This is a genomic window from Geothermobacter hydrogeniphilus (assembly GCF_002898515.1).
In the GTDB taxonomy this organism is placed as follows: Bacteria; Desulfobacterota; Desulfuromonadia; order Desulfuromonadales; family Geothermobacteraceae; genus Geothermobacter_A.
The window spans coordinates 24,125-41,686 of record NZ_PPFX01000014.1 but is presented as its reverse complement, the minus strand read 5'-3'; the positions used below and the strand labels follow the sequence as shown (position 1 = coordinate 41,686).

At 59.4% G+C, this 17,562-nt stretch carries 15 protein-coding genes; 1 reads left to right on the top strand and 14 read right to left on the bottom strand.

What is annotated here, in order from left to right:
• Positions 1-16: 16 nt before the first annotated feature.
• The 10 genes from C2E25_RS07860 to nadC form a co-directional block, all read right to left on the bottom strand.
• Positions 17-259 carry a chaperone NapD gene (locus C2E25_RS07860; RefSeq protein WP_103115210.1) on the bottom strand — a complete coding sequence of 81 codons (243 nt, stop codon included), beginning with the start codon at positions 257-259 and terminating at the stop codon, positions 17-19.
• A 67-nt stretch (positions 260-326) separates the two neighbouring features.
• Positions 327-1,673: a multiheme c-type cytochrome gene (locus tag C2E25_RS07855; protein WP_103115209.1), complete on the bottom strand. Its 1,347-nt coding sequence runs from the start codon at positions 1,671-1,673 to the stop codon at positions 327-329.
• A gap of 460 nt (positions 1,674-2,133) precedes the next feature.
• On the bottom strand, positions 2,134-2,844 hold the full coding sequence (locus tag C2E25_RS07850; RefSeq protein ID WP_103115208.1) for a TIGR02266 family protein: 711 nt from the start codon (positions 2,842-2,844) through the stop codon (positions 2,134-2,136).
• A 91-nt stretch (positions 2,845-2,935) separates the two neighbouring features.
• Complete coding sequence (locus tag C2E25_RS07845; protein ID WP_103115207.1) at positions 2,936-3,442, bottom strand: MogA/MoaB family molybdenum cofactor biosynthesis protein; 507 nt, start codon at positions 3,440-3,442, stop codon at positions 2,936-2,938.
• A complete protein-coding gene (locus C2E25_RS07840; protein ID WP_103115206.1) occupies positions 3,439-4,434 on the bottom strand; it encodes a hypothetical protein in 996 nt (331 codons plus the stop codon). The genes C2E25_RS07845 and C2E25_RS07840 overlap by 4 nt, the downstream gene beginning before the upstream one ends.
• 8 nt (positions 4,435-4,442) lie before the next feature.
• Positions 4,443-5,702 (bottom strand): SPOR domain-containing protein, encoded by a 1,260-nt coding sequence (locus C2E25_RS07835; protein WP_103115205.1) that lies wholly within the window; start codon positions 5,700-5,702, stop codon positions 4,443-4,445.
• Between the two features lie 36 nt (positions 5,703-5,738).
• Positions 5,739-7,817: an elongation factor G gene (fusA, locus tag C2E25_RS07830; RefSeq protein WP_103115204.1), complete on the bottom strand. Its 2,079-nt coding sequence runs from the start codon at positions 7,815-7,817 to the stop codon at positions 5,739-5,741.
• Positions 7,818-8,148: 331 nt separating this feature from the next.
• The gene (locus C2E25_RS07825) at positions 8,149-8,922 is read right to left on the bottom strand and encodes a type III pantothenate kinase (RefSeq protein WP_103115203.1); all 774 of its coding nucleotides are present in this window, start codon (positions 8,920-8,922) and stop codon (positions 8,149-8,151) included.
• Positions 8,923-9,000: 78 nt separating this feature from the next.
• The gene (locus tag C2E25_RS07820) at positions 9,001-9,984 is read right to left on the bottom strand and encodes a biotin--[acetyl-CoA-carboxylase] ligase (protein WP_103115202.1); all 984 of its coding nucleotides are present in this window, start codon (positions 9,982-9,984) and stop codon (positions 9,001-9,003) included.
• Positions 9,985-9,999: 15 nt separating this feature from the next.
• Positions 10,000-10,824: a carboxylating nicotinate-nucleotide diphosphorylase gene (gene nadC, locus C2E25_RS07815; protein WP_103115201.1), complete on the bottom strand. Its 825-nt coding sequence runs from the start codon at positions 10,822-10,824 to the stop codon at positions 10,000-10,002.
• Positions 10,825-11,041: 217 nt separating this feature from the next.
• Here nadC and C2E25_RS07810 point away from each other — a divergent pair, with 217 nt between their 5' ends.
• Positions 11,042-11,950 carry an OmpA/MotB family protein gene (locus C2E25_RS07810; RefSeq protein ID WP_103115200.1) on the top strand — a complete coding sequence of 303 codons (909 nt, stop codon included), beginning with the start codon at positions 11,042-11,044 and terminating at the stop codon, positions 11,948-11,950.
• 383 nt (positions 11,951-12,333) lie between these two features.
• On the opposite strand, the gene C2E25_RS07805 is transcribed toward C2E25_RS07810, so the two are convergent.
• From C2E25_RS07805 to C2E25_RS07790, 4 genes are all read right to left on the bottom strand, one after another.
• Positions 12,334-13,026, bottom strand: coding sequence for a hypothetical protein (locus tag C2E25_RS07805; RefSeq protein ID WP_103115199.1), 693 nt, complete (start codon positions 13,024-13,026; stop codon positions 12,334-12,336).
• A gap of 68 nt (positions 13,027-13,094) precedes the next feature.
• On the bottom strand, positions 13,095-14,054 hold the full coding sequence (locus tag C2E25_RS07800) for a GTPase-activating protein (protein ID WP_103115198.1): 960 nt from the start codon (positions 14,052-14,054) through the stop codon (positions 13,095-13,097).
• Positions 14,055-14,269: 215 nt separating this feature from the next.
• On the bottom strand, positions 14,270-15,571 hold the full coding sequence (locus tag C2E25_RS07795; protein ID WP_103115197.1) for a ParA family protein: 1,302 nt from the start codon (positions 15,569-15,571) through the stop codon (positions 14,270-14,272).
• Positions 15,572-15,616: 45 nt separating this feature from the next.
• On the bottom strand, positions 15,617-17,545 hold the full coding sequence (locus tag C2E25_RS07790; protein WP_103115245.1) for an ATP-binding cassette domain-containing protein: 1,929 nt from the start codon (positions 17,543-17,545) through the stop codon (positions 15,617-15,619).
• Positions 17,546-17,562 lie beyond the last annotated feature (17 nt).

Sequence of the window (17,562 nt, the reverse complement as noted above, 5' to 3'; positions counted from 1 at the left end):
GCAATCGCCGCCCGTTTCAGGCGTCGACCATATCTTCAAAATTGTGATAGGCGAGGGTCAGGTCCGCGACCCCGTCGATCTCACGGATGCTCCGGGTCAGTTCTTCCTGGACCTCGAAGTCAGGAGCGTCGATCACGGCTACCAGCTTTCCCTCGGTACGTTCCATCATGACTTCAACCCCTTGGAGACAGTTCAGTTTCTCGATGACTTCGTTGTCTCGCGCGGCGTCGATCCTGATAACAACTCCACTGACCGGCATGGCTTCGTCCTCTCATGAAAAAAACGGCGACCGGTCTCCCGGTCGCCCCTGCTGTTGTGGCTCGCTGTCAGTCGACTTTCTGCTGGTAGCGATCCTGGTAATACTTCTTCATCTCTTCGATGCGCTTCTTGTCAAAGCCCTTAGTGTACCACTCGTGCTCCTTACGGCCATCGATATACTTGGCGATGATCTGCTCGTAGACCTCGGGCTTGCCGGCCTTCTCGCAGGCTTCCTTGGCCTCGGGCAGCAGTTCGGTATAGAAGTGCTTGGCCACTTCGTAGATGCCGTGCCACCAGGCGTAATCAGGACCGCTCATGGCGGCACCGTGACGGGCGCGACGGCCTTCATGATGCCAGAGTTCCCAGTAGATCCAGTCGATCTTGTCGTCGAAGTTGGCCTTGGTCAGCACACCTTCCTTGATCAGCAGGGCGCGAATTTCCTTGGCCGGGATAGCGAACTTGTTGTTGTAGAACTCGACAAACTCGTCCAGCTGCTTGTAGAACCCATCAACAAACGGACCGGCATGGCAGGATGAGCAGACGTCCTTCATCGCCTTCAGTTTCTCGGGGCTGTTGGCGGTCCGCTTGGAAACCGGAGCCCGCAGATTCCAGGAAAGCCGGGTGCCGACATCATGCGTCACGCCCTGGTTGCGGGTGGCGCTCATGTGACAGGTGGCGCAGGTCGCGGCATCGAAATAATCTTCACCGGAGACCCACTTCGACTTGTCCATGTTCAGATCATCTTTAAAGGCCCGGTAGAGAATGCCATGCTTGGACTCCTCGTAAACCTCCTTCTGCGGATGATCGGGGCCGAGATGACACTTGCCGCAGGTCTCCGGCTGGCGGGCCTGTTCCTTGCTGAAACGGTGGCGGGTGTGACAGGCGGAACAGGTCCCCTTGGAACCATCCGGATTGACCCGGCCGATACCGGTATTGGGCCAGGTACTGGTATCAAGGGTGCCATCGGCATTGACCTTGACGATGGAACCATGACACTGGCGGCAGGCAACCGCGACCGCCGGTTCACCGCCGACGGTCTGACCGAGAATGCCGTCCTTGGTATTGAGAATGTCACCGGCCTTGGCATGATGACTGGCCTCCTGCTCGGCGGTTTCCTTGGCATGGCACTGGCCGCAGTCACGCGGAGAGACGATGATCGCCACGGTAAAACCGTAGTGATCCATGGCGTCGGCATCGGTCTTTTCAGCCTTGTGACACTCGTAACAGCCGACCCCGGAACTCCAGTGGGCACTCTTCTCCCACTGTTTGACAATACCGGTCGTGGTCGAAGAATGACACTCCAGACATTCGGCCGTCTGCTTCGAAATCCGGTCCTTGGCCGTAGCGGTGAAGGCGCCGCAGAACAACAACGCCGTCAGCATGGCCAGAATTGATACAATCGCACTCTTCTTCATCGTTTTCCTCCTGGGAAGGGTTGGCCCCGCGGGGCGTTCAAACTTCTTTAAAGGGGTTATCGGTACAAGACAGGAATGTGCTTAACCACATTTGTAAACATTAACAGCCATTCCGATTTACGCAATTGACCCAGGTCAAAAAATAATGATTGGATTTGAAACTTTTTTGGTAATCTATCAAGCCACAGCAAGGCGAAACCCTGAATCAGTGGGTTCATGTCGGATGAAGAGTGCATGTGCTTGGTCTGAATGAGGTTTTCAAAAATCTAAGACGCACCTATAGGTTCGCCGGTGATTTTTGAAAACCGCAGGCAGGCCAATGACTTGTACTGTTCGCCGACAATGTACCCTCTGATCCAGGGAAACCAAAAGCGGCGGGGAGCAAAGGGCCGGGACGACGGGACGGCGTGGAAAGCCGAGCCAGGGGAAAACTTTCCGGGAAAGAGACGGAGAGACGGAATCAGGTTTTGCAGAACGCGGTCTGTACGAAATCCCGCACGGCCTGCAGATCGGCGAGAGACAGATCGAGAAACTGCACCCCCATGCCGGGCGGCAAATGGGGCTTGGTGATTCGTTTCGGATCGTTGATCCAGGCGACCCGAGCCTGGCTGACGATCGGTTCGGAGCGCTGGGGAAGATTGAATTCAAGGGAGAGGGGTGAACCGGGCGGCAGTGGATTGGTGGTTTCCAGGAAGACTCCTCCGGTACTGATATTGAGGCTGTAGTCGGTCAATTCCCGCTCCAGTCCCTCGCCGTAACGCACCTGCAGCCGGGCATCGACCCGCGGTGCCTGGCGCTCACTCAAACGAAGGTAACGGCTGGCCGCGTCGACGAACTGATGACGGTTGATCGGTTTCAGCAACAGGTCGTCGCAACCCGCCGCCCGGCAGCGTTCGAGATCGGCCTCACGCCCGCCGTGGGTCACCATCAGCAGCGGGATATCCGCCAGTTCCGGATCGGCCTTGATGGCACGGCAGGCGGCATCGCCATTCATCTCCGGCATGAACAGGTCCATGAATATCAGGTGCGGCTTTTCCCGACGGGCCAACTCGACCGCTTCAACGCCATTGCGGGCAATCAGCAGATCGACCTGTTCACGCCGGAAAAAGGTCTTTTCCAGCTCCAGAAACAGTTCTACGTCATCCGCCAGCAGGACTTTTTTCCGTTCCATGGTCAGTCTCCATCAACAACATGGTGAATTGCCGCAACCCTCATAGTCTCTTTTCGGATGGTGGGGAGGAAATCTTTGCCCGGATCAACATTCAGCGGGCGCAGTCGCTCGGGTCACCCTTGAGCTTGGCCAGGGCATGGGGCAGAGCCGGCAACAGCACGGCAAAGTTTTCCCGTACCGCTTTCGGGCTGCCCGGCATGTTGGCAATCAACGTCGTCCCGCGCAGACCGACCACCGCCCGTGAAATCATCGCGTGCGGCGTCTTTGCCAGGCTCGCGGCTCGCATCGCCTCGGCCATGCCGGGAACCTCACGATCGATCACCGCCAGGGTCGCCTCGGGGGTGACATCGCGGGGACTCAGACCGGTGCCTCCGGTGGTCAGCAGCAGGTCAAGTTTGCGGTTGTCCGCCCAGTCCCGCAGGGTGGCGACAATCAGGGAAAAATCATCAGGTATCATTTCGTAGCAGCAGACAGGTCCCAACTCGGCTGCCATCTCCCGCAGGATCTCACCGCTTTCATCAACCCGTTCCCCCCGCGCTCCCTTGTCGGACAGGGTCAGGATACCGACCCGAAACTCTGTAACGGCATTCTTCGTCATTTCTTCTTTTCCTTCGCCATGATCATCCGCCGGGCATTATTGACGATCACCTGGGTTACATTTCGGCTCTTGGAGAGCTCCCTGATATCTTTGTCGGTCAGAGTACTCATATAGCGGAGGGCCTTGGGCAACGGCGTGCGCGGATTCATCACCAGCGCGCGGCGGATTTCGTAATTCTTGACCCATTCACGGTTGAGATTGATCAGGCGGATCAGCTCTTCGTGGGCACTGCGGTTCTTGGCCACCATGAGGATCTCCCCCTCGGTGATGCGCGGGTTCTTGATCACCGCCGAACAGACCAGCTTGTTGGAATCCTTGATCAGCAGATTGCGCCATTCCTTGTCACCGGTCAGCGCCGCCTTGATCTTCTCCGAAACACCGAACTCGAGTGCCAACTGGTATTTCGACTTGGCCTCATCATCCAGCTCTTCGATGTCGGCGGCATGATCTTCCCGCTGTTTCTGCTCCTCTGCGGTTGGTTCCGCCTCGGGATCTTTCCAGCCGAGACGAAACTTGACCGCTTTGTCGGCATCGGGATTGGCAAAGATCGCGTTGATGATCTCAGGCTCGCGAATCAGCCGCTCATCGTTGTTGGCAATCAGCGAAAGCACGCTTCCGGTCGCCCGTCCTGCGACATAAGTCAGGGTTTCATCGCTGATTTGGGCATGGGTCAGGACAATCTCCATCAGCGCCAAATCATGAAGATGATAACGCGCCATGAAGTCAAGCAGTTGCGGATGGGCACCGGCATCGAGAGCGACCGGCTGCAGTATGCTGCCCGGCAGGGCGCGGAAAGTCTGCAGGGCCGACCGACGGATATCCCGGTCTTTGCCGTGAGCCAGGAAGAAGAGGGTTGTCACCAGGTCCCTGCCGCTTAACGGCAAGGCCCCCCGGGCCGCTGACAGCTGCAGTTCACGGGGGGCTTTAGGGTCGACGACACGGGCCACCTCGGGGGAAACCTTGAGGCGCACCGTTTTTTTCTGTGAAGTCATTGCGGAACTCAGATGTTTCGAAGTGCGATAACCTGGGCTTCAAGACCGGCTTTTTTCACTTTTTCGGCCGCGGCACGGGCACTTTCCCGATCGGCAAAGCCGCCGAGGCTGAGACGATGCAGGGGCACCTCCACCTCGACCGGAACCTCGTCAACATGAATCCCCTTCTCCCACAACAGGTCGGCATAATGCCGTGCCTTATCGAGATTGAGATAAGATCCGGCATAGACACCGAGCCGGTCTCCCTCGTGCAGCACGAAGGCATCGGCATCGATCTTTTTCAGTTCAGCCAACTTCCGGCGTCCCTCCTCCGGACTGAAGCTGCCGTACTTGAGTCGTGTCATCGAAGACTTTTTCCTGGCCTCCGTCAGTTCCGGCGTGAAGCCGAGTTGCCGTACTTTTTTCTCCGCCGCGTGCAGGTTGCTCTTCAGCAGGAAGGCCCCTACCTGCACCCGGTAACGGGCGACGGCCCTGGCCGGGGCAGGAACCCGTGCTGCCGGCTTAGGAACCGCGGGCACCTTCACGACCGCCTTTTCCCGCAGGACCGCGGACACCTTTTTCACCACCGGAGAAGACGGCGGGACGTGTTTCCCGGCATCCGCTTCGACGGTCTTTTTCCCGGTCGCGGCGGCGACCTTCACGGGATCGGCCGCCGGTTCCGGCTTCGTCTGCGAGGGACGAACAGTTTTCCCGCTCCCGGTGACATCCGCCGCGGCCGTTTCCCCGGCCGCGGCTTTGGGAACGCCCGAAACCGCCGGAAGGTTCGGTGCCGCTTTTTTCCGCGGCGGCACGATCGGCTGTTTCGCCGAAGATTTCACCACCGGCATCCGGGTGGACGAGGTGTCGTTGGCCGGCAGGGTAAAGAAATAGAAACCGAGTGCCCCGGTCAACAGCAGCACCAACACCAGCAACACCAGTTTCGCCGGTGAACCGCGACGCACGGGAGGCAGGACTTCTTCCTCACCGGAATCGAAGATGACCTCCGCGTCCCCGGCATCTCCGAACAACGGCTCTGCTTCAACCTCTTCCGCTTCAACAGCCGTTTCCGGAGGGAGGACCGGTTCCTCGACCTCAAAACCGGTTTCCGCCTCGTCACTGATCAGCACCTCTTCATCGGCAATAGTGAAAAGCTCCTCGCCGAAGAGATCGCGGTCTTTCGGGCCATCCCCGGACTCTTCATCGGTCACGGCAAGGGTAAACTCCTCTTCTTCCGCACCAGACGCCTTTTCCGTTTCAAACCCGAAATTTTCGTCGTCACGTCCACTCATAACAGCTTCAACCCTTCCTTCAACAGCCGTCCCGGGTCAGTCCTCGGCCTTGCTGGCGGCGACCACCTTGGCAGCCATATGCGAGGGGACTTCTTCGTAATGGGAAAATTCCATGGTGAACAGCCCGCGATCAGAGGTCATCGAACGCAGTTCCGGGGCATACTTGAGAACCTCGGACATCGGCACCTGGACCTTGACAATCTGGTTGCCGCCCTGCGGATCGACACCGAGAACCTTGCCCCGTCTCGAGTTCATGTCGCCGATCACATCGCCGACGCAGTCATCCGGGACAGTGATTTCCATCTCCATGACCGGTTCCAGCAGAACCGGGTTGGCCGCTTCCATCGCCTTCTTGAAGGCCATCGATCCGGCAATCTTGAAGGCCATCTCGGAAGAATCGACGCTGTGGTGGCCACCGTCAAAGAGGGTGATGCGGAAATCCTGCACCGGGAATCCGGCCATTGGTCCCTTGCGCATCGTTTCCTGGATGCCCTTGTCGACAGCGGGAATGAACTGTCTCGGAATGACTCCACCAACGATCTTGTTGACAAACTCGTACCCTTCTCCACGACCAAGCGGCTCAAGTTTGATGGTGACATCGGCGAACTGCCCCTTGCCGCCCGACTGTTTCTTGTGGCGGTAGGACTGCTCGACCGTTTTCTTCATCGTCTCGCGATAGGGAACCTTCGGTTCCTTGAGTACCACCTCGACACCGAACTTGCGCTGCAGCTTGTCGCAGGCGACCTCGATATGGACCTGCCCCATCCCCGAGATGATCATCTCCTTGGTTTCCTCGTCACGTTGCACCTGCAGGGTCGGATCCTCTTCCATGAGACGCTTGAGCGAACTTATGATCTTGTCCTCATCCCCCTTCGACCTGGCTTCGAGAGCAAAGGAAATAACCGGCTTCAGGGCCAGCGGGCTTTCATACTGGACCGGTTTTCCGCCATCGCAGAGGGTGTCGCCGGTCATCGTCTCCTTGAGTTTGGCCACGGCAACGATATCCCCGGCCTCAGCTTCGGTCGTCGCCTTCTGTTTCTTGCCCTCCATCTCGTACAGGGTCGCGAGACGCTCGGTGCAGTCGCGGTTGGGATTGAAAACCACGCTGTCCGATTTCACCTTGCCGGAATAAACCCGGAAGAGGGTCAGCTTGCCGGCGTAGGGGTCACTGATGGTCTTGAAAACCATGGCCGAGAAGGGTTCGTTCGGGTCGGGATTGCGGGTCACCTCGTCGCCTGACTTGGGGTCAACGCCGACCTGCGTTCCCTTGTCGAGCGGAGACGGCAGACAGGCGACGATGTAATCGAGCAGCTGCCGGACCCCGATATTGGCCGTGGCGCTGCCGCACAGAACCGGGGTGAAAACACCGGTCAGGGTCCCTTCCCGCAGACCACGGTAGATCTCCTCATTGCTCAATTCATCGGTGTCGAGATATTTTTCCATCAACTCGTCATCCGATTCCGCCGCCGCTTCGACCAGCATCACGCGCAGCCGCTCGGCCTCCTCGCGATATTCGTCCGGGATCTCCTCTTCGCTGTAGGTTCCCTTGTCGTCAAACTGGTAAATCCGCGCCTTCATGTGGATCAGGTCGATGATCCCCTTGAAGTTGTCTTCGCTGCCGATCGGCATGTTGACCGGAACCGGTCGGGTACCGAGATTCTTTTCCAGTTCGTCCAGAGCCTTGAGATAGTCGGCCCGCTCGCGATCGAGCTTGTTGACAAAGGCGATACGCGGCACCTCGAATTCATCCATCCAGCCCCAGATCCGGTTGGTCGAGGCCTTGACGCCGTCAACGGCGGAAACCAGCAGCACCGCGCCGCCGAGGATGCGCAGGCAGTTGCGGGTATCGTGCAGAAAGTTGGTGTAGCCGGGAGTATCGACGATGTGCAGGCCATGGCCCTGCCATTCACAGTGATGCAGGCTTGAACTGATGGTGATGTGACGCTTGACTTCTTCGGGTTCGAAATCCATGGCGGAGGAGCCGTCATCGACCTTGCCGAGACGATCGATCATCCCGGTATTGAAGAGCATTGCTTCCGTCAGCGAGGTCTTGCCGGCATCTCCCTGGGCGACAATTCCGAGGTTTCTGATGTTTTCAGTCGCGTACTTTCCCATGGTCACTCCTTTACTCCCGCAACGGCGGGGACTGGAACTCAAACCTGATTAAGTAACCCCTGTCGAATGAACTCCCTGATGCAGCCCGGACCCGTAAACCGGTGAGAAAATCTCTGATCCGGACGGAATATTGAAGAGGATCCTGAATCAGTGAGTTCCTGTTGGATGGAGAGCGTAAGTGCTTGGTCTGAATGAGATTTCCAAAAATCTGAAGCGCACCCATAGGTTCGCTGGTGATTTTTGGGAAGCTCAGGCAGATTAATGACTTGTGCTATCCGCCGACAAGGGGCTCACTGATTCAGGAGGATTCTAACACCCGCCCTACGGGGTGTCAAAACGCGGTTTTATTACGCTGATAGATAATTTGCAGCCCCTCCAGAGTCAGATTGGGATGAACCTCCTCGATGGTTTCCGAGGCCCTGGACAACAGGGGGGCGATACCACCGGTCGCAAGGACCGAGGCGGACTCACCGGCTTCATCCTGCATCCGCCGAACAATACCGTCAACCAGACCGACATAGCCGAAGAAAAGACCGGACTGGATACTGTTGACCGTGTTCTTGGCTATCACCTGCGGCGGCCGCGAAAATTCGACCCGCGGCAGCTTGCTGGCCCGGTCGAACAGGGCCTCGGTCGAAATTCCCAGGCCGGGAGCGATTGCGCCGCCAAGGTATTCACCACGCGCTGAAATATAATCGAAGGTGGTCGCGGTGCCGAAATCAACCACGATCAACGGACGCTGTTTCTTCTCATAGGCGGCGATGGCATTGACAATCCGGTCGGCACCGACCTCGCGGGGATTGTCGTAGAGAATCGGCATCCCGGTCTTGATTCCGGGGCCGACCACCAGCGGCGGCCTGGCGAAGTAACTGCGGCAAAGCCCCTCCAGGGTCGGCAGCATCGGCGGCACGACACTGGAGATGATGACATCGTCAATATCGGTGAAATGCAGTCCCGCCATGCTGAACAACTCATGGATGAGCATGGCGTATTCATCGACCGTACGTGCCTTGTCGGTAGTCAGCCGCCAGTCGTGCAGTAGATCGGAATCACGGTAAATACCGAGTACGGTATTGCTGTTGCCTACATCGATAACCAGAAGCATGATATTGAACCTGTTGTTGGTTGTCTCACATCCCCACGGAGACAGGCACCTGCGGAACCGGTCCCCTTCATTCACATCTCACCCCACCGGCACCACATCCCCGGCCAGAATCCGTTCGACGGTGCCGGCGGAGCCGACCAGCAGGGCGCCGTCAGTGTCGATGCCCTGCACGATGCCGGTCAGGGTCCGCTCCCCGGATTCGACCCGGACCTTTTCCCCCACCAGGTCGAAACAGGCCTCCCAGGCCAACCGGATCGGATCGAACCCCTCGTTGAGATAAAGGCGGTAGAGATCATCAAGCTGCCGGTAGACAGCACAGGCGACCTCGGCCCGGGGCAACGGTCGCTCCAGTTCAATGGCCAGTGACGTGGCCGGATAGCGCAGGCTGGCGGGGATCTGATCGGCCCGCATGTTGATGTTCAGGCCGATGCCGAGGACGACGAAGTGGACGGCATCGGTCTCGGCGCTCAACTCGTTGAGCAGGCCGGCAACCTTGCGGCCGTTGATGAGAATATCGTTCGGCCACTTGACCCGCGCCGGCAGTCCGCAGACCTGCTGAACGGCACGAGCCACGGCAACCGCCGACAGAAAAGTCAGTTGGGGAGCATCCCAGGGAGGAATCCGCGGCCGCAGGATAATCGAGGTATAGAGATTGACGCCGGACGGGGACAACCAGTGACGACCCAGTCGGCCTTTGCCGCCCCGCTGTGACTCGGCAACCAGCACCGTCCCCTCACTCGCGCCCTGTTCTCCCAGCCGCAGGGCCTGCAGATTGGTGGAATCGGTTTCCTCGAAGCAGACCAGCTCGCGGCCGACAATGCGCGTCTGCAGACGAGCGGAAAGATCTTCGGCGGAGAGTCGGTCGGGGCTTGACTGCAGGCGGTAACCGTGCGAGCGGGCCGCCTCAATCCGGTAACCGAGGGCCCGCAGGGATTCAATCTGCTTCCAGACCGCGGCCCGGCTGACTCCCAGCTCACGGCTGAGTTCAGCTCCGGAGATAAAGGCCCCCTGCCGGGCCATGAACAGGCGCAGAATCTGTTGGCGGGCATCGTTATGCGGCAAACAGTCCCCCAGACATCAACGAAAGAGCATCGAAATATCAACCGAACGATAGGAATGGGTCAGGGCGCCGACCGAGATCAGGTCGACCCCGGTGGCGGCAATATCCGCCACCGTCTCGAGATTGACGCCTCCGGAGGCTTCCGTCAAGGCGCGTCCGGCAACCAGCTCCACCGCCCGGCGTAACTCATCCGGACTCATGTTGTCGAGCAGGATCACCTCCGCCCCCGCCTGCAGCGCCTGGCTGACTTCATCGAGGTCACGGGTCTCGATTTCAATCTTGAGGACATGGGACACTCGCGCCCGCGCCCTTTCAACGGCAACGGCGATACCACCGGCCGCGGCAATATGGTTTTCCTTGATCAGCACGCCATCGTAAAGCGAAGTGCGATGGTTATGACCGCCCCCCTGGCGAACCGAGTATTTCTCCAGCACCCGCAACCCCGGAGTCGTCTTGCGGGTATCGACAATGGTCGCCCGGGTGCCGGCGACGGCATCGACAAAACGGCGCGTCATGGTCGCGATGCCGCTCATCCGCTGCAGCAGGTTGAGAGCCACCCGTTCCCCCTGCAGCAGGGCGACCGCCTCACCCTTGATCCAGGCGATCACTTCTCCGCGGCGGACCTTCTGACCGTCAACAGTGAGGGCTTCAAAAGCGATTTCATCGTCAAGCTGGTGGAAGACCCGGCGCGCGACATTGACGCCGGAGAGGATGAAATCCTCCTTGGCCACCAGTTCGGCATGAGCCCTGGTCCCAGGTTCCACAGTTGCCTGGGTGGTGATATCTCCCAGACCGATATCCTCCTGCAGTGCCTGCCGCACGATGCGTTCAACTTCAAACATGCATACTCCTGACAAGAACAGCCGTTTCCGACGCAGCCGAAGAGGCTGAAAAATAGACGCTAAGCTATTGAAAACACTTTTTTATATCATAGCCCCCAAACCCCGACAAGGGAAATAAGGCAAATTGTTTTTCCTTTACATTCCAAACAGTTATGATAGAAAAGAAGATCCTGGAAAATAGCCCTCCGGGCATCCTCTGACAACCAAGGAGATTGCCGTGCGCATCAAGTCCCCGTTCTTTTTTTTCGGTCTTTGTCTCTGCCTGCTCGCGACCGGCTGCGTGAGCAAGTCAACCTACGAACAAAAGGCAGCCGAAGCCGACCGGCTGCAGGCATCGCGAGACGAACTGCAGTCATCCCTCTCAAAACTGCAGGAAGACTACCGGCAACTGAGCAGCGAAAAAGAGGTTCTCACCGACAACCTGGCCGACACCGGCGAGCGCCTCAAGGCCTGCAATGATGACCTGGAACGGGCCCAGAACGACATCAAGCGTCTGGAGGACGTTCTGACCACCCGCAGTGCCGAAGCCGGCGCCGCGATGACCGAGATGCGGCAGAAGATCGACGCCCTGGAAGCGGCGAAACATGATCTTGAGAACCAGGTGGAGCGGGAGCGCATCGCCCGCGAAGCGCGTCTGGCGCAATTAAAGAACACCTACGATCAGCTGGTCGGCAAACTGGAAAACGAGATCCAGCGCGGCGAAGTCACCATCTCCGAACTGCAGGGACGGCTGACCGTCAACATGGTCGAGCGGATCCTGTTCGACTCCGGCAAGGCCGAGATCAAACCGGAAGGACTCGACGTCCTGCGCCGGGTCGGCAACATCCTCAATGCCGCCCAGGACAAGGTCGTACAGGTCGAAGGGCATACCGACAACGTACCGATCAGCGCCCGCCTGCGGGACAAGTTTCCCAGCAACTGGGAACTCTCTACTGCCCGCGCCGCCAACGTCGTTCATTTCCTGCAGGATGAGGTCGGCATCCCCGGCGAGCGCCTCGCCGTCACCGGCTACGGACCCTACCGCCCCATCGCCGGCAACGACACCCCCGAAGGCCGCGAGCAGAACCGCCGCATCCAGATCGTGCTGGTCCCCGCCCAGGGGAGGGTGGTTAAGCCGACCAACTGACAACCAATGTCCGTCACGTCAAAAAAGGGCCGCTGCCGGAAGAAGGCAGAGGCCCTTTTTCTATTCATTGAAGTGTCAGTCAAGGCCGATCAAAAGTGCCCGAATGCGAGGCGCCCGAAGCCCGAGAAGTGAGGCGTAGCAGCAGCTACGTCGCAGTGACGAGGGCGAGGGCAACGAAGCAGACGGGTGCTTTTCATCGGCCCTCGCACCAACTCTGAACCGGAGCAGGAACCTCCCCCACCCCGCTACCGTCCCAGGCCGATCAAAAGTGCCCGAATGCGAGGCGCCCGAAGCCCGAGAAGTGAGGCGTAGCAGCAGCTACGTCGCAGTGACGAGGGCGAGGGCAACGAAGCAGACGGGTGCTTTTCATCGGCCCTCGCAGATCAGCGGAGGAGCCGGGCGAGATAGATAAACGTCCCCCCCACCGACAACCCGGCCAGCAGATTGCCGACATTGGAACAGATCTGCGACAGCTCGTAGCGGAAAGGGAACAGCCGGCTGACATCCGGGTTGGCGAGATCGTAGACCTGGATATAGAGTTCTGAACCGCGCCACAGGAAGATGAAGACAAAGACCAGCATGAAGGCGATGAAGCCTTTGCTGATCGGGCTGTCCTTGACATTGATATAAATCTTGCGGATCAGGTCGATATTGATCAGAGACAGGAAAACCCAGTTGGTGTCTTCGACCACACGGATGACCTTGAGGGTTGACGGAGTGGGGGCGGGATTGATCAGGATGAAGATCATCGAGGCGAAAATAACCCCGAGAGTCGCGACATAGACCAGCAGCTTGTTGCCTTCCAGTTCCAGGGTGCGGGAAAAGACATAATACTCCTGGAAACCATGACTCATCACCAAAATCGAGATGGTGCCGAGAATGTAGCTCATTGCCTCGATCTGCGGACTGCTGGCGCCGGGCAGAAACGGCATCGCCTGGGGCAGCAGTTCCCCCAGCAGGATCAGGCCGAAACCGACGGCGATGCTGGTCCAAACGCGGGCGTTGCCGATACTGAAGTAGAAAGAGACGATCCCGGCAATCAGCCAGAGAACCAGTTGTACGATGTTCCAATCCATACCCGATGCCTCCTGGTGGCAAGACCGGCCGCGACCGGGCAACAGTCCCGGCACGGCTGGAAAATAAATCAGTCCGTCTTCATCAGCGCCTTGATGCCGCGCTGCATTTCATCAACCATCTGCTTCACCGTCGTGGGTCCGGCGACCAGTTTCGCCGCCTTGCCCAGACGTTGATAAAAATCTTCGAGTACCACTTCCGAAACAACCCCCTGCCCGTTCATGGCACGGTTGAACTCCTTGTCCGCCAACTGGGCACCGATACGGCCCAGGCTCTTTTCCGCCACCCCCTTGAGCAGGCCGAGCACCTTCTGCCGACGGTCCTTCTCCCGCTCTTCAAGACTACGGGCGACCTCCGCTTCCCGCGAACGTTTGTCCCGGGTAACATTTTCATGGGCTTTCTGCCAGAGGGCGCGAATATCGGCCGAGGCCTGCAGATCGGCCATGGTCGCTTCTTCGGAGATCTGGGCGGTCAGTACGTCGATCTTGGCGCCCGGCAGCTTGGCGACCGAAAGGGAATTTTCCGCGCTCTTTTCCAGATCGGTCGAACCGTCATGAAAAAATCCGAGCGGATTCCCCTCGCGGTAGAAGATCAGCGCGATATGGTCCGAGGTGTAGATCCGCAGACAACCGGTGATCCTATCTTCCTTCATTTTGCCGAGCAGGCCACGGATATCGAGCAGCTTGACCTCCTGCCCCTTGTAGAGAACCTGGCCGTGCAACAGGGCATGAATACTCATCGCCAACTCGGAAGACAGCCTGTAGATATTGAGATTGGCATTACCGGCCAGGGAACATTCGAAAATCAGCGCGATGGCATCGTAGGCAATTTCACGCTCACTGGCGCCCTCGAACAGTGCGCTGATCAGTCGGCCCTTGTCGTAGATCAGGATGCCGACCCCACGGGTCGTGTCAAATCGCAGGTATCCGGTGAAATTGCCTTTTTGCAATTTCTGCAGGGCGTCCGGCAATTGCACTTTGCCCGGATCGATATTTTCTTTAACGGGGTTCCCCCGTGGCAGCAGGATCATGAGACAACCTCGACTGTGAAAGATTCAATCCATAACAGAAAACTTTTTATATTTAAGCTAGTTAGCGTCGGCTGTCAACGTTTTTAGTTCGATTGAAAAAAGAACACGCGCAACCACCGGCGGCAAAAACCGGCAACAGGTCGACCGTCCCCCCGGAGACAACCGTGACGCGCGGGCATTAACGCCAGTTGCAAACTCCGCGCCCGCAGGGGATATCAGCGCTCGCGCAGGGAACGGTCGCGGGCGGCCCGCAGAGCCAGCCGCCGCCAGTTTCGATAGCCCGGATCCTGCAGCAACGTAACCGGCGGGTCCCCGGTCAGGGGGATCAGCAGCAGCTCCTGGAACAGTTCGGAGGGATCATCCCGTCCGGCCGCGGTGACCAGGAAGGCCTCAAGGCGACGCCCGGTACGCGCAGTCGGGATCTCTTCAAGCTGACAGGTGCCATCGGCATCAAACAGGGCCAGGCACAGCCGTCTCCCCTCTCCGCTGAGCCCGCCACCGGTGAGGGTCAGCGCCAGCAGGCCCCGCTGCCCGGTCAACAGGGTCCGCAGATCGGTCCCTTCGAGCAGCCGCTGGAAACAATCTTCATGCAGAAAACCGCGTCGCCTGCTGCGACGGTCGAAAAACAGCCGGCCGCTGCCGCCGTCACCTGCGGTACCACAGACCGGACAATCCGGCAGCAGGCGACGCAGGCGGCCCTCCGGGACAGCCCCCTCCAGGGCCAGCGCACCCTGCCGGCAGCGTCCACGGGGGCAGGACGCCCGGCGCTCCAGGACAAAGTCGGCCAGAATCCGCAACTGGCGATGGACCGCCGTCCCCCGGGCGTGGATGAGAACCGGGTGGATGCGGCTGCTGAAACCGCTGGCCAGCCCTTCCACCTTGGGACTCTTGGAAATATGGGTCGGAGCAAACCGGTAACCACGCTCCTCACCGTTGAAGACCAGGTAGTCACGCATACCGACCCGGCCCTTGAGTTTGAGCCGACCGTCGATCAGACTCGGAACCAGCCACAGCCGTTCCTCCTCCGGACGATCATTCATCAGGTTGTGAATCGAGGCGACATTGACCAGCGAGGCACGGTCCTTGACCGGCACCAGCACCAGGTCAGCGGCTTCCAGGGCGCTGCGGGTGAAGAAATCAAGAATCGGCCGGGTATCGAGAATCAGGATGCCCCGCAGCCCACTCCCCGCGAGACGTTTTCGCAGGGTGGCCGAGTCGGCCGCGGGAGGCGGTTCCAGCTGCCGCTGCGAAGCGAGATACTGGACCCCGTATTCACCCAGCATGGCCGGTCCGAACGGCTGCCGACCGGCAAACAGGTCCACCACCGAGACAGCCCGCTGCCGGCCGATGGCGAACATGTTGTCGACCGAAAAATGGTTGTCAAAAGAGGCGATGGTGACCGGCAGATCCTCGGCGAGGGCCTTCAGGTAGACGGCCAGGTTGGTGGCGATAGTGGTCTTGCCGACGCCCCCTTTTTCACTGGCGACAACGACGACGAACAGCTGATCCGGTCCCATGCGTCCCTCCGTTCCCCGGCAGTCCGATAATAACCTTAAACAGGTTCAGGCCGACTCTTCCAGCTGCAACCCTTCCCAGCGATGATAAAGCTCGGCCACCTGGTCCTTGAGCCGCTCGTAGCGGGTCGAAACCTCGCGCCAGCGCTGCTGATCCCGGTAAAGGTCCGGGTCGGCCATCAATTGCTCAAACTCCCCCAGCTCGCCTTCCAGGCGTTCGATCTCGGCCTCGACCTCGGCCAGTTCCCGACGGCGTTTCTGCTCCGCCCGTTGCGCCGCCTTGCGCTCAGCATGCGCCTTGCGTCGGGCATCCTTGTCCGTGGTGTCGGCGGAGACGACCGTGTCCAGATGTTGCTCGACCCGCTGCCGGCTGTGACTGGAATCTCCAAGCGCCGCCTTGGCACGCAGAAAATCCTCGTAATTGCCCGGCCAGGATGCAATCCTCCCGCCCCCGACTTCGACCACCCGGGTCGCCAGGGAATCAACGAAGTAACGGTCATGACTGACAAAGACCATGGTCCCGGAATAGCTCTTCAGCGCCGTCAGCAGCACCTCCTTTGAGGCCAGGTCAAGATGATTGGTCGGTTCGTCGAGCAGCAGCAGATTGGCCGGCCGCAGCAGCAGAATGGCCAGTGCCAGTCGGTTTCGCTCACCTCCGGAGAGAACCCGAACCGGTTTTTCAACATCATCGCCGCTAAACAGGAAGCTGCCGAGGATATCCCGCAGGCGCGGCACCATGTCGAAAGGCGCAGCGGCGGAGATCTGCTGCAGAACCGTTTTACCGGGATCGAGCACCCGGGCCTGATCCTGGGCGAAATAGGCCTGCTGCAGATTGTGGCCCTCGCTGCGGGTTCCCTGCGAAGGCGACTCGACCCCGGCCAGCAGACGCATCAGGGTCGACTTGCCGGCGCCGTTGGGGCCGACCAGGGCGATCCGTTCGCCGCGTTCAACCACCAGGTCAACACCCCGCAGGACCTGCAGTTCACCGTACCGTTGGCCGGCCTGCTCCAGTTCCAGCACCACCCGACCGCTCTTGATCGGCGCGGGAAAGCGGAAGGCGATGCTTTTACGTTGCGGCGGGATCTCGATCCGTTCGATTTTTTCCAGCTGCTTGACCCGGCTCTGCACCTGGGACGCCTTGTTGGCCTGGTAACGGAACCGGTTGATGAAGGCCTCGATGCGCGCCACCTCCTCATCCTGGCGGCGCTTGGCCTCCCGCAACGCCCGGATACGCTCATCACGCTGCACCAGGTAGCGCGAATAACTGCCCGGGTACTCGGTCAGGTGACTGTTCCAGAGTTCGACGATGCGGCTCACCACCTGGTCGAGAAAATAACGATCATGCGACACCATCACCACCGCGTGGGGGTAGGCGCGCAGATAACCCTCCAGCCAGTCGCGGGCCGGCAGATCGAGGTGGTTGGTCGGTTCATCGAGCAGCAGCAGGTTCGGCCGCTGCAGCAGCAGCTTGGCCAGGGCGATACGCATCTGCCAGCCACCGGAAAAAGTCTCGCAGGGTTTTTCCCAGTCCGCTTCGGAAAAGCCGAGCCCGGCCAGCACCTTGCCGACCTCGGCGGCCATGGTGTAACCGCCGCGCTGCTGATAGAGTTCCTGAACTTCAGCGAACCGCTCCAGGACCGCGTCGTCGGCCCCGTCGGCAAGACGCTGCTGCAGCCGTTCGAGTTCGTTCTCCAGCGACAGCAGCTCGGAAAGGGCGCTGCGGACTTCCTCGAACAGGGTTCGGCCGCTGTGTTCAAGTCCATCCTGCGGCAGGTAACCGTAGCTGGTCCCTTTCGCCATCTGCAGGGATCCGCCGTCAGGCTCGACCTGTCCAGCAAGAATCTTCAGCAGGGTCGTTTTCCCGGCGCCGTTATCGCCGCACAGGCCGATCCGGTCACCGGGGCGAAGATGGAGATCCAGACCGGCGAAAAGAACCCGGTCGGCAAAATTCTTCCTGATTTGTCTCAATTGCAGCATCCGGCTTTTATAGCACA

Coding starts and splice junctions, on each gene's coding strand:
- C2E25_RS07860 (WP_103115210.1), bottom strand. CDS start 259: ATGCCGGTCAGTGGAGTTGTTATCAGGATCGACGCCGCGCGAGACAAC.
- C2E25_RS07845 (WP_103115207.1), bottom strand. CDS start 3,442: ATGACGAAGAATGCCGTTACAGAGTTTCGGGTCGGTATCCTGACCCTG.
- nadC (WP_103115201.1), bottom strand. CDS start 10,824: ATGTTTGAAGTTGAACGCATCGTGCGGCAGGCACTGCAGGAGGATATC.
- fusA (WP_103115204.1), bottom strand. CDS start 7,817: ATGGGAAAGTACGCGACTGAAAACATCAGAAACCTCGGAATTGTCGCC.
- C2E25_RS07795 (WP_103115197.1), bottom strand. CDS start 15,571: ATGGGACCGGATCAGCTGTTCGTCGTCGTTGTCGCCAGTGAAAAAGGG.
- C2E25_RS07855 (WP_103115209.1), bottom strand. CDS start 1,673: ATGAAGAAGAGTGCGATTGTATCAATTCTGGCCATGCTGACGGCGTTG.
- C2E25_RS07850 (WP_103115208.1), bottom strand. CDS start 2,844: ATGGAACGGAAAAAAGTCCTGCTGGCGGATGACGTAGAACTGTTTCTG.
- C2E25_RS07840 (WP_103115206.1), bottom strand. CDS start 4,434: ATGACTTCACAGAAAAAAACGGTGCGCCTCAAGGTTTCCCCCGAGGTG.
- C2E25_RS07800 (WP_103115198.1), bottom strand. CDS start 14,054: ATGATCCTGCTGCCACGGGGGAACCCCGTTAAAGAAAATATCGATCCG.
- C2E25_RS07805 (WP_103115199.1), bottom strand. CDS start 13,026: ATGGATTGGAACATCGTACAACTGGTTCTCTGGCTGATTGCCGGGATC.
- C2E25_RS07835 (WP_103115205.1), bottom strand. CDS start 5,702: ATGAGTGGACGTGACGACGAAAATTTCGGGTTTGAAACGGAAAAGGCG.
- C2E25_RS07825 (WP_103115203.1), bottom strand. CDS start 8,922: ATGCTTCTGGTTATCGATGTAGGCAACAGCAATACCGTACTCGGTATT.
- C2E25_RS07790 (WP_103115245.1), bottom strand. CDS start 17,545: ATGCTGCAATTGAGACAAATCAGGAAGAATTTTGCCGACCGGGTTCTT.